Raw genomic sequence first — 11412 nt, 5'->3', positions numbered from 1 at the left:
CGTCATCAATTAAAAATTAACACTAAATCCTGTGGAGAAAGTACGAGACAACGGATAGGTCTTTCCTGAAGTATATGAATTTGATCCGTATCCGGTACCGATTGTTTCCGGGTCAAAGCCTTGCGGCAATCCCGTAAGTGTAAACAGGTTTTCTCCTGAGAAGAATATTCGCAGATTGGAAATACCCATTTTAGACGTTATCCGTGCAGGGATAGTATAGCCGATCTGCAGATTTTTCAGCCGTACATAAGCGGCATTTTGCAAATAACGAGTCTGCGCCTGTTGGTTTTTAGCATAATTGACAGACAGCGGCCTGGGGAAATAAGCATTTGTATTAGGACTCCAAAAATCATCGCCTTCACGAAAAAAATCAAGATGAGGAGTAAAGCATGCTGATTGCCATATGTCACCTGTAGCTCCCCAGAACATATTATCACCTAACCATGCGTCACGTTTTGCTACCCCCTGGAAGAACAAACGCGCATCGAAACCTTTCCAGGATGCATTCAAATCCAGACCGAATTTGAACCGAGGAGAACTGTTACCGATAATCCTCCTGTCTCCCGGGTCATTGAGAGTGGCACCGGAGGTAATTTTACCATCGCCATTCAAATCCCGGTACATGATATCACCCGCACCCCATTTGGTGCCTAAAGCATCCTGTCCGCCATTGGGCAGTGAAGCAAGATGGGCGTCCATTTCTTCCTGGCTCTTGGCTATGCCGATGGTTTCAAATCCCCATATATTACCGCTATATTCACCTGCATACCAAGTGTCGATTTTACCCGTCTTATTAGGATACCTCAAAATCTTCTGGCGGTCATCCGAAAGTAACAGGTGGACTCCATAATTAAATCCTCTGATTTGATCTCTCCATCCCAAATCCAGTTCAAAACCGGTAGACTGCATATCGGCATTGTTCACTTTAGGAACATTCGTTCCCAAAGTGACAGGAAGTTCGGGAGCCGGCCCCACCATATTAATGGTTTTCCGGTTGAACCAGTCAAAGCTTACAGTCAAGCGGTTGCTCAACAATCCCAAATCGAAACCAATATTCCATGACCGCATGGTTTCCCAGCCTAATAACGCCGAGATCAAATCCGGTGCATTCGCTGTGTTGGGACGCTTGTTTTCAATCAGCCAATTAGAGTTAGGATCTTCAGCAACAAACTTCATCAACTGGATATACGGATATAGATTTGTCGTATTCTGATTGCCAAGCTCTCCCCAAGAGCCACGGACTTTCAAATTATTGATAACATCGTTATAAGGTTCCATAAATGCCTCACGCGCCACATTCCATCCGGCAGAGAACGAGGGAAACAAGTTCCAGCGCTTATTCCTTGCAAAACGTGAAGTTCCGTCATAACGAAGATTCATCTCGAACAGATAACGTTCTTTATAATCGTAATTGACTCGACCGAAAAAGCCGGCTGTAGCCCAATGAGTCAGTTGAGACTTGTCAATAGTAGGTTTTCCCGTGGCAGCATTTATATTAGGGACGGATTCTGATATCAAATCCTGCTTCGTAGCCTTAAGCTGTCTCCATTTGCTCATTTCAGCTTGAAATCCTGCCATCACTTTCACATGATGTGCCTCAGCAAAAGTTCTGCTATAGTCACTATAAACATTTGTGTTAAAATAATTGGTACGTTCAGCATTTTCTGTAACTTTCGATGTTTGCCAGGTATCACCCAAATAAGGCTCACCGGCTACATTCATTTGTGTAACCTTTAAAGAAGCCGTATGGGAAAAGTTATCGATCGTTTTATAATTAATCTCCCCGAAAATTTTCCAGTTCTTGACAGGCTCCACTACTACCTGGAATTGTTGGTATAGCCAGTCAGTCTGAGAATCATTGTCACCTCCGTAGAGAATAGGCCGGATGATCGTGTTTCCCATTGGATATCCATTAGGATCTACAGTAGGCTCCATCGGCCAACGTTTGGAAATATTCTGATAAAGAGTATTATCGGTCATAGCAGTAGGCTTGGAATAATCCTTTCTCATGTATTTCATACTATAATTCATATGAAGCCAGGGAAAAAGTTCTGCATTAATCTTTCCTGTCACCGAGTAACGCTGCAATTGATCACGACGGATAGCCATCATGCCTTCCTGCCCCATGTAATTTCCCGAAAAATAATACTGTATTTTCTCCGTTCCGCCACTAACACTCAGCGAATGCTCCTGTGAAAATGCCGTTCCTCCGAATACTACATCATACCAATCCGTATCCGTATTGCCGATCCAGTCCCAAATAGTAGGGGTATTCCTATTAGGCTGAGTAGTAGTGGTAATCACTCCCGATGCATAATCTTTGATAGCTTGAAGGCGGGTATCATCAAACTGTACTGCCGTTACACCGTCATTCCGCTGCATAGTATTGAAATACATAGCATATGTGTATGCATCTGCCACATGCGGCAGATTGATAGCCTGCGACCAACGAAAACTGTTATTGTAATTAACGGTTGCCTTCCCGGCTTTTCCTTTCTTAGTTGTTATCAACACTACCCCGAAAGGTGCACGCGAACCATAGATAGATGAGGCGGCAGCGTCTTTCAGAACTGATATGCTTTCAATATCATTCGGATTCAGCATATTCATATTTCCTTCCATACCATCGATCAGGATTAACGGAGCCGCATTGGAACCAGCTCCGATAGTACCTGTTCCACGAATATTGACCTTCATGTCCGCACCTATCTCACCGCCATTGCCATCGGAAGCATAGGAAAAATTCATTCCCGGAACCAATCCCTGTAAAGCCTGGCTTACGTTGGAAACCGGACGCGACAATAATTCATCAGCATTTACTGTAGATACAGAACCGGTCAGATTCACTTTCTTTTGTGTACCGAAACCTACGACCACGACTTCATCCAATGTTTGCATATCCTCTTTCAGAATAATCGACAAAACCTTGTCACCTTGCGCCTTCACAGTCTGAGATACATAACCTACATAAGAAACTGTGATAGTAGTGTTAGGCGAAGAGACATCCAGAGTGAAATTTCCGTTCAGATCTGTTATCACGCCGTTTTTAGTGCTATTCTCCATAACAGTAGCTCCAATCACCGGATCGCCGGATATGTCCGTCACCTTTCCCTTTATATGTATTGTCTGTTTTACGGAAGATGTATCCGGTATCTTCGTGGACAATATTATTTTCTTGTTATTTATAACATATTTTACATTAGTATTTTTAAACACCTCATTCAATATAGTAAAGATGTTATTGTACCCGGTTGATATTGATACCCGGCGGTTAATATCAACATGACTATCATTATAAAAAAAACTAAATTCAGATTGTGACTCAATTTGGGAAAGTACTTCTTTTACAGTCTGATTTTTTGCTTCCACATTGATTATAGTGCGTTGGGCATAACTGTCGCTGGCACATAGTAAACCAACAAAACAAAAAGAAAACACAAAAAGCAATTTCATAGTTAATGGAAAATTTTTCCAAACGGCAGGCATGGGATTATCCGCCCATAATTGTTGGACATAGTTGTTTTTCTTCATATCTTTGCATGAATTAAAGTTAAGAAATAATTTATTCTGTTTGCGCGCAAACAGTTTAAAGGCTTTCACATACAGGCAGATGTTGGCGCATCATGCCTGTATGTCTTTTTAATTAAGGAGGCTTGTAATGTTTCATAATAGTATCAAATTTAGTTAAACATAAGGGTTCTTTCTAATATATCTCTATAACCCGCTTCTTCTGATCGTTATCTTTTGCCTTAATGACCCGCCAACGAATGCATGATGAAATTTTAAAGTTTTCCAAGATTTCGTCTACATATTGATCTGTAAACATACCGGTGAATGTATATTTGTCATACTTAGAAGTATTTACTATAAAGTCTACATTATAACGTTTCCCCAGCATGCGTAATGCATCCCTCATAGGAGTCCGGTCAAATATCATTTTCATATCTTTCCACGACAATTCCGATTCTCCATTCGTACTCTTTAATAAAATTTCTTCGTTCTTTTTGTTATAAATGGTTTTCTGTCCCGGCTTCATTGTCACTTTACGTTTAGTACCTGCCTGCTGATATATAAATTCTACTTTACCTTCTATCAACGTCGTAGTGACTTCATCCATATTGCCGAATGCTTCCAGATTAAAACGTGTACCCAAAACCTCCACTTTAGAATTTTGAAGCGTTGAAACAATGAATTTGCGAGTGGAATCCTTAGTCACATCAAAATAAGCTTCACCATCCAAGCTTACTTCACGAATATCACCAGTAAAAGCTGAAGGATACTTCAAAACTGAACCAGAATTCAAATATACCAAAGTACTGTCCGGTAATCTAAATGAGGTAATCATCCCAGGCTGTGTACGGATTTCGTATAATTGGGTACGGACAGGCGCAGCAGATCCCGATTGATAGAGCAAAATAAAAATAGTAATTGTCATCGGTATAAGTAAAAACACGGCTACGCGCTGCATCCAACTCCACCAGGGAATATGATACTTGCTTCCCTGCATATGCCCTTTCACTTTGGTTAACTCTTCATTCAAATCTATATTTTCAGCGACTTGCTGTGCGTCGGTCATAAGAAGAAGAGTATAAATGTCAATAGCCTTCTTTTTATTCCCATCTGACGACTTGATCCAGGCTTCTATTTCCCGTACTTCATCTGCTGTCGCTTTACCATCATAATAGCTAATGAGCAAGTCTTCTATATTCGAATAATCCATTTCCATGATAAATTTATTAAAGAGACAACCGGGAAATAAAAAATACTAAACTCATTTTCATAATTAACATTACTTAATATTAATAAACTTTATAATTAACAACAGTGATTGTATATATTTAAAATACAAGCATTATCATTGCAGACATGGAACACAGCAATGAAGATGCATATTTATTAATTGCACTGAGAAAAGGAGAAGTAATAGCTTTCGATAGTATATTTAAAAAGTACTACCCAATTCTTTGCGCATATGGGAATAGGTTTGTAGATAATGAAGAGTCAAAAGAAATAGCCGGAGACGCAATTTTGTGGTTGTGGGAACATCGCCAGACACTCCAGGTTGAAACTTCATTAGGTCGATATTTACTCAAATCGGTATATCACAGGTCACTCAACTGCATTAAGCAGAAAAATTTGAAAAATCAAGCTGATACCATATTTTATGAAGAAATGGAAAAGCTAATACATGGTGTAGAAGCATTTCAATTTCAAGAGCTTTCCAGACGAATAAAAGAGGCCATAGATGGGTTACCAACTTCTTATCGGGAGGCTTTTCTTATGCATCGTTTTACCCAAAAGAGTTATAAAGAAATTGCTGAGATTTCCGGAGTTTCAATAAAAACCATTGCTTACCGCATACAACAGGCAACAAAGCTGCTTCGTGAGGATCTTGCAGATTTACTAATCACCACCCTCGTTTGTGTATTGACAATCATCCGTTAGCTATTGAATTAGTTTTTCCTCAGTTGCTGAAAAAGAATTCTTAGAGTAAAAAATTACTATCAGAGAAGTCCCCTTCCAACAAAAGTAGAAAACATTTTAACAGAGGAAAGTCTTGGTTCTTGATTTTTCTCGTTTGCAAATGCAGCAGAAACAATATTTACCCCATACTCAATCTCTTTCCGGGTAATTAGCAGAAGAGGGACTTCTGATTCTGCCAAGTTTCTACCAATGAAGAATGATATTGTTTTTTGTTCTTCTTTTGGCATATTGTCTATCACCAGAGGAAGTCTTTTCATAAAAATATTTATGGTATGAGTTATGTGTTCCTTTGTAGGAAAGTGAAAGATTCCTCATCTTTTTTATTCAATCCTAATCATATTACCCAAATTATAATTAAATTTGTCTGAAACCTTAAAGACATACATCCATGGAGCTAACCCATTATATACCAGTTAATACCACAGAAAAATAGATTTGATAATCAAAGAACTTTTGGAAGAGAATCTACTAAACAATAAAGTTTTCCAATTAAGAATCATGAATATGATTAATAAATATAAGATACAACTCTATTTCCTTGAACAACTGACTGAACTAAGGAAAATTAAACAGGTCACGCAAAAGAAAAAGGAAGCAGTATGCCAAGAGGAAAAGGAACTAATACGCCAAAAGAATTTTTTAGTTCCCAACCCAAACGATTCCTATAGCCGAAAGAAATTCAAGAATCTAGTTGGAATGACTATCGGAGACATTGCCAAAGCATATAATGTAAAAGTAAACGATATATTGGAACTCATCAAAACAAAAAATCCGTATACAAATTCATGTTTATCCACTTCCAAGTTGGAAATAAGAGATTTATTTATCAATAGATCTTACTTTAAAGGAATAATTTCCAATTATTTATCATTCAAAGCACAATGCAAAATACAGAATAACAGTTTTAAAGGTTCTTCTTCAAATTTGGTGGTAAGGGAAGTGTAAGCCCTCGTTTATAGTTGACAAAAAAGCAAGTATCCCGACTTTCCCCCGAAGAGTCTATCCATGAGGTGAAGAAGCGAATTTTAGAATAAACCATCTGAAAATCAATATCTTTAAAAAGTAAAATTTCCATCTTCAAAAGCTTTGTTTTAACACAGAGTTAAAGCTTGTTCTTTGGATGTGAATAACAAGTTCTTTAAATGCAAAAGCCTTATTATTTGCGCATAAGAACCTGACAAACTGCAAAAGGCATTAACAATGTTAATTGAAGAAAGGGATAAGGATGAAGATACCGGTTCAGACGGCGCAAATTCACTTCCGAAACTTGAGTTATCTTATTCAGCCGGTGTCTATTTTTTCTTATTAAAGCAAGCAAAAAGGACAATTATCAACTTGAAAATAAAGAAATAAAGAATTTACCACCAAATTTGGAGAAGAACCGTTTTAAAGGAAAGAAACACATGGGAATTTATGAACGTAAAGTTGATATGGTAAAACCATTAAAAGCTGTCCTTATCTCCACTCCTATGGGAGGACTAAACAAAGGAAAAGGTAGAAGATAGATAGCTGTGTCTTGGCATGTTACTCAAAAGAAAGGATTAGTCAACAAACTGAAGTGGAATGGGACACCAATAATACCAAAACAAGACAAAGAATGCATTGAATTGCAAGACTGTTCTGAACAAAACTCCATACAGTCTTTTTTGCTTATATGACATAAGGATCTCATCCTTTTACAAAATCACTTTACATGATAAATGATGGACTTAAGATAGAAAAACGTATTCATATAAGACGGAAGGTACAAAATTTAAAAAGTAATCAATATATAACATTCATTAGTTCAGTTAGTTAAAATACATGAATGTTACGCATGGATTGGTCGCACGGGTTACTAATAATCGGTCGCATATTATGCACACCATTTTTAAAAGTGTAGCAAAGGTAAGAACATAAAAAAGCACTAATATATTGAATATCAGTGCTAAATATTTGTTCTCAATTCTCCTTTGCGGTGCGTACGGAAGATGAACCTTAATTCTATTCCTCACGTACTCAATATCTTAGCAAGCTCCTTTATTCTTTCTCCCACTAATAACCCCACGTGTGCAATTCTTTAGATTGCTTGGTGTTGCGGTGGTTGTTTGAGTTGGTGCAAAATTAGCAAAATAGTTCATACGGAATATTATCTAAAGATTTATTAACAGAGTGTCAGGCTTCTAACTTTCCTATTGTGTTTTTTGCATTTTTATTAGAATGTCCCTTTTTTACACCTATTATCAATCTAAGAAATCTTACTTTTGCCTGATAATTAAGGCAAAATGGAGAAAATTCAAGTAATACAACCTACTAAATTGCTCGCACCTTATATAAAGCAATATTGGTTTTTAAGGATAGATGATGTAAAGCAAGGCTTTCAACGTTCTATTCCGGCAGGTTATGTAGCACTTGTTTTTCATAAAGGAAACAAAATTATTTCTTCTTTTCATAAGGGGACGCAGCCACAATCCTATATAAGCGGGCAAATCAGCACTTATTCAGACATAGAATTTTCTTTCTTAGATATGGTTATTATCCTATTTCAGCCTATCGGATGCAGGATGTTTTTTTCATATCCTATGGAAGAATTTACTAATCAAAACATAAGTATTGATTTGTTAGACAATACCTATTTAGTAGAATTGGAAGAGAAAATAAATGAAGCATTTGATACTTATCAAACGGTTAGATTGATAGAAGAATATTTATTAAATAGACTATCCAAAAATATTCCATGTAATGCCAATAGGATGATGACTACTGTTCAAAATATCAATGAAGGAGAAGGAAATATATCCGTTCTATCTCAAACGGCTTGTTTAGGATATAAGCAATTTAAACGGATATTCTCTGAATATATAGGACTAAATCCAAAAGATTTTATCCAAATCACACGATTTAGAAAGACATTCAATATTTTGCAATCAACTCCACAAATCAGTATAAGTAAAGTTGCCTATGATTGTGGATATTATGATAAGTCACATCTAATAAAGGAGTTTAAAATGTTCACGGGCTATACCCCTAAACAACTACTTGATATTTGTGATACTTATACCGAAAATCTATCGGTATTCAACTCTGTATTTATCAACGACAATAAAAAACTTAATAACATCGCTTTATGAAAATATTGATATACGGTGCTGGTGTAGTAGGCTGTACTTATGGTTGGCAATTATCCAAAGTAGGATGTGACGTTACTGTATTGGTGCGTAAAGGGCAAAAAGAATCTGTACAAAAGAATGGCATTCAAATTATCTGTTCTGACTTTAGAGGGAAAGCAAGAAAAGATACAGATGTAATCTTTAAGCCTACAGTAATAGACGAACTTTCGTCAAACAATGATTTTGAATATATTATTGTCTCCACCAATAAATTGCAATTATCAACTATATTGCCAACTCTTTCAAAGTCAGCAGGAAAAGCAAATGTTGTATTTTTCCAAAATAACTGGGATGTTTTTACTGAAATAGATAAATATTTAAAACCTGAACAATACTTTTTTGCCTTTCCCTTTATGGTTGGAGGTGGGAAAGAAGATAAAAGCATACATTGTGCCATCTCAGGTCTAAAATATTCCAATACTCCGTTAGGTGAAAAAGACGGGCGGATAACTCCACGAGTAGAAAAACTTTTTATAATACTGGATAAAGCAAACTTAAAGCCTGTCATTTCTAATCAAATATTAGTATGGCTAATCACACATTATGCTGTTGCTGCCGGTCTTTCAGCGGGAATAATGAGTGCCGGAAGTGCCTTTAAATTTATAGAGAATACAGCTATTATTAAAATTACAATGAAAGCTATTCGGGAAGGCTTAGCTATTTGTAAAAGAATGGGTGTCAATCCTAAAACAGAAAAAGCAAATAGATTATATCTTTTACCTTTATTTATCAGTGTGCCAATAGCTAAGAAAATTTATGGTAATGATGCTCTGCAACTTATGTTTGATGGACATATAAATCATTCTCCTGTTGAAATAAGGCAAATGATAGATGATATAATAGATAGTGGTGTAAAATATGCTGTTATAACTCCTAATCTGGCACAATTAAAAAGTTATATATCTTCTAACCAAACTAATAAAAGTAAGTGAATAAAGCTATCAATTCGATAGCTATTAAATATAAGTATATGAAAGATATATTACAAGAGAGATTTTTCCAATTATTATTGGAATGCTCGCAGCGTAAAGTTTCTGTAACAGAATTTACAGAAGCTATTGAGGAATTGGCTACACATTTAGCTGATTTCAGTTTCAACGAACAGGATTATAGCGTTTTACTTCGTTATTTCTCCTTTGGTTTGCATCGACTTAAATCGTATCGTGTGCGGTTTGAGCAAGAAAAAAATGCCCTACTTGCATTTAATTGATGAAGCAATGGGATTACTAAATAATGAAATGCGTATTATCAAACTGCGCATAAAATATCCGGAACAGTTTCAGCAACACGCAAATAAGCTCTTTATTTCCCCTCTCTACTTGGCTGACAAGACAACCTTTATCAACATCATGGAAATTGTCAGCGGTCTATTTCTCTCCCAACGTATAATATATCAAAATGGTAGCCCTGCTCACCTGACGGATTTAGGCAAAGGCTTTGAATGGCTTTTCAATATAAAGTTAGGCGATTATCATCAAAAGCATATGGATGTCATCAAGCGTAAGCCAACAAAACTAACAGAGTTCCTTAGCGAACTGGTAACCCTTATCCGAAAAGAACACGGAAATAAAGGGTATAGATAATCAGATACTTAGTATCAATTTATACGGGGTAGCGTATGCTACCCTGTAATTTGTTTGCTTCCCTTTTCTGAACTTTGCTTCATCAATCGATTGAGAATCTTAATGTATAATCAGAAAAATGAAGCAATATGTATGTAGATAATTACGAGTTCAAAGACTGGATGCAAAAGCTACTTGATAAACTGGAAGAAGTCGGCAAAGATGTAAAGAGTTTGCAAACCAACCCAGAAGTAATGCCGAATGACAAACTTTTGGATAATCAGGATTTATGCCTGCTATTCAAAGTCAGTACCCGGACATTACAGAGATTAAGAAGCAAGAAACTGCTGCCCTTTATGATGATTAGCGGAAAAGCCTATTACCGGGCTTCCGATGTGCGAGAGTTCATAAAGGAACGGTTCGATGTGGGTACGTTCCGAAAGTTCGAGAAAGAACACGGAACGAATAAGTAAAACTGAAATTCATCCCGAAGTTGTACACGTGGCAGCTTCGGGATGTTTTTCTTTTGGCAAACCTCTACTTATTTCTCTGCCGATATTATTCCCTCTTCCTTATAAGATGCTTCAAACTGTTTGGTAAGCGCAATAATCTGCTGGTTCGTCTTTATCAATTCAACAGTGTACTGTTCCAGTTTGTAAAGCAAGGCAAGTGCTTTCTTTTCCGCAAAATTGGAATGTAGTTCTTTCACCGTTTGGTTATACAGTATGCCTATGCTCCTGAATTGTGAAAACAGTTGGGAGAGTTGGATGTAATAATCTACCTTGCTTTTATCAATCCTAAGTACCTTAAACGATTTCCCGAAAATACAGTTCTTAATAAAATGCGCCTTTACCTTGTAGCCTGATTGGTCGTAAAAGGCTAAGAACTTGGCGTTCTCCACATCGTCCAAATTAAGGGAATAGCGGTGTGTTCGTGGGTCAAGTTTAGGCTTGCGCCCACCTTTGTTAAATAGCTTCTTTTTCTGTTCCATAATGATAATTATTTACTGGTTTTACGACTTCGGAGTAAAACCAACCACCTTAAAAGGTGGCAAGGTTTTGAGGCACAAAAAGCGAAGCGCGGACCTCAAAACACAACTTGCTATGTTCTAATGAACATAAAAATCTTCCCTACGGTCAGATTGCCAAAGCAAGTAGTTTGGCTTTATCCTCTGTCTGTTTATCAGTTGCAAAATTACAGACAGCAATTTTCCCTTG

General features: G+C 37.0%; 12 protein-coding genes. 8 read left to right on the top strand and 4 right to left on the bottom strand.

Translation table 11 applies throughout. The features are described from left to right. Positions 1 to 9 precede the first annotated feature (9 nt). Positions 10 to 3531, bottom strand: a complete 3522-nt coding sequence (locus tag ISX59_RS01015) for a TonB-dependent receptor (protein ID WP_032539368.1) — start codon at positions 3529 to 3531, stop codon at positions 10 to 12. Between the two features lie 172 nt (positions 3532 to 3703). Beyond that, the gene (locus ISX59_RS01010; protein ID WP_227559412.1) at positions 3704 to 4726 is read right to left on the bottom strand and encodes a FecR family protein; all 1023 of its coding nucleotides are present in this window, start codon (positions 4724 to 4726) and stop codon (positions 3704 to 3706) included. A 140-nt stretch (positions 4727 to 4866) separates the two neighbouring features. On the opposite strand from ISX59_RS01010, the gene ISX59_RS01005 reads away from it, so the two are divergent. Next, a complete protein-coding gene (locus ISX59_RS01005; protein WP_032530196.1) occupies positions 4867 to 5445 on the top strand; it encodes an RNA polymerase sigma-70 factor in 579 nt (192 codons plus the stop codon). 59 nt (positions 5446 to 5504) lie between these two features. Here ISX59_RS01005 and ISX59_RS01000 read toward each other — a convergent pair whose 3' ends face one another. Continuing rightward, positions 5505 to 5741: a hypothetical protein gene (locus ISX59_RS01000; RefSeq protein ID WP_005805556.1), complete on the bottom strand. Its 237-nt coding sequence runs from the start codon at positions 5739 to 5741 to the stop codon at positions 5505 to 5507. Positions 5742 to 5988: 247 nt separating this feature from the next. Between ISX59_RS01000 and ISX59_RS00995 the strand changes: the two genes are divergently transcribed. The 7 genes from ISX59_RS00995 to ISX59_RS00965 all read left to right on the top strand — a co-directional run bounded on the left by ISX59_RS00995 (position 5989) and on the right by ISX59_RS00965 (position 10668). Then, complete coding sequence (locus ISX59_RS00995) at positions 5989 to 6429, top strand: hypothetical protein (RefSeq protein ID WP_005820049.1); 441 nt, start codon at positions 5989 to 5991, stop codon at positions 6427 to 6429. 255 nt (positions 6430 to 6684) lie between these two features. Then, positions 6685 to 6837: a hypothetical protein gene (locus ISX59_RS00990; RefSeq protein WP_005820048.1), complete on the top strand. Its 153-nt coding sequence runs from the start codon at positions 6685 to 6687 to the stop codon at positions 6835 to 6837. A 911-nt stretch (positions 6838 to 7748) separates the two neighbouring features. Beyond that, positions 7749 to 8594, top strand: coding sequence for a helix-turn-helix domain-containing protein (locus ISX59_RS00985; RefSeq protein WP_220575559.1), 846 nt, complete (start codon positions 7749 to 7751; stop codon positions 8592 to 8594). Further along, the gene (locus tag ISX59_RS00980) at positions 8591 to 9565 is read left to right on the top strand and encodes a ketopantoate reductase family protein (RefSeq protein WP_220575558.1); all 975 of its coding nucleotides are present in this window, start codon (positions 8591 to 8593) and stop codon (positions 9563 to 9565) included. The genes ISX59_RS00985 and ISX59_RS00980 overlap by 4 nt, the downstream gene beginning before the upstream one ends. 38 nt (positions 9566 to 9603) lie before the next feature. Further along, a complete protein-coding gene (locus tag ISX59_RS00975) occupies positions 9604 to 9843 on the top strand; it encodes a hypothetical protein (protein ID WP_057319415.1) in 240 nt (79 codons plus the stop codon). Next, positions 9797 to 10216, top strand: coding sequence for an RteC domain-containing protein (locus ISX59_RS00970; RefSeq protein WP_220575557.1), 420 nt, complete (start codon positions 9797 to 9799; stop codon positions 10214 to 10216). Before ISX59_RS00975 ends, ISX59_RS00970 begins: the two co-directional genes overlap by 47 nt. Before the next feature lie 128 nt (positions 10217 to 10344). Next, positions 10345 to 10668: a helix-turn-helix domain-containing protein gene (locus ISX59_RS00965; protein WP_220575556.1), complete on the top strand. Its 324-nt coding sequence runs from the start codon at positions 10345 to 10347 to the stop codon at positions 10666 to 10668. Positions 10669 to 10736: 68 nt separating this feature from the next. On the opposite strand, the gene mobA is transcribed toward ISX59_RS00965, so the two are convergent. After that, positions 10737 to 11186, bottom strand: coding sequence for a conjugal transfer protein MobA (mobA, locus tag ISX59_RS00960; RefSeq protein WP_220575555.1), 450 nt, complete (start codon positions 11184 to 11186; stop codon positions 10737 to 10739). Positions 11187 to 11412 lie beyond the last annotated feature (226 nt).

The organism is Bacteroides sp. FSHCM14E1 (assembly GCF_019633785.1).
Classification (GTDB): Bacteria; Bacteroidota; Bacteroidia; order Bacteroidales; family Bacteroidaceae; genus Bacteroides; species Bacteroides hominis.
This window is presented reverse-complemented; position numbering and strand designations above follow the sequence as displayed.

Bases quoted from the DNA above. Each gene is read 5' to 3' on its own strand.
- ISX59_RS01015 (WP_032539368.1), bottom strand. From the start codon at position 3,531: ATGAAGAAAAACAACTATGTCCAACAATTATGGGCGGATAATCCCATG.
- ISX59_RS01010 (WP_227559412.1), bottom strand. From the start codon at position 4,726: ATGGAAATGGATTATTCGAATATAGAAGACTTGCTCATTAGCTATTAT.
- ISX59_RS01005 (WP_032530196.1), top strand. From the start codon at position 4,867: ATGGAACACAGCAATGAAGATGCATATTTATTAATTGCACTGAGAAAA.
- ISX59_RS01000 (WP_005805556.1), bottom strand. From the start codon at position 5,741: ATGAAAAGACTTCCTCTGGTGATAGACAATATGCCAAAAGAAGAACAA.
- ISX59_RS00995 (WP_005820049.1), top strand. From the start codon at position 5,989: ATGATTAATAAATATAAGATACAACTCTATTTCCTTGAACAACTGACT.
- ISX59_RS00990 (WP_005820048.1), top strand. From the start codon at position 6,685: ATGTTAATTGAAGAAAGGGATAAGGATGAAGATACCGGTTCAGACGGC.
- ISX59_RS00985 (WP_220575559.1), top strand. From the start codon at position 7,749: ATGGAGAAAATTCAAGTAATACAACCTACTAAATTGCTCGCACCTTAT.
- ISX59_RS00980 (WP_220575558.1), top strand. From the start codon at position 8,591: ATGAAAATATTGATATACGGTGCTGGTGTAGTAGGCTGTACTTATGGT.
- ISX59_RS00975 (WP_057319415.1), top strand. From the start codon at position 9,604: ATGAAAGATATATTACAAGAGAGATTTTTCCAATTATTATTGGAATGC.
- ISX59_RS00965 (WP_220575556.1), top strand. From the start codon at position 10,345: ATGTATGTAGATAATTACGAGTTCAAAGACTGGATGCAAAAGCTACTT.
- mobA (WP_220575555.1), bottom strand. From the start codon at position 11,186: ATGGAACAGAAAAAGAAGCTATTTAACAAAGGTGGGCGCAAGCCTAAA.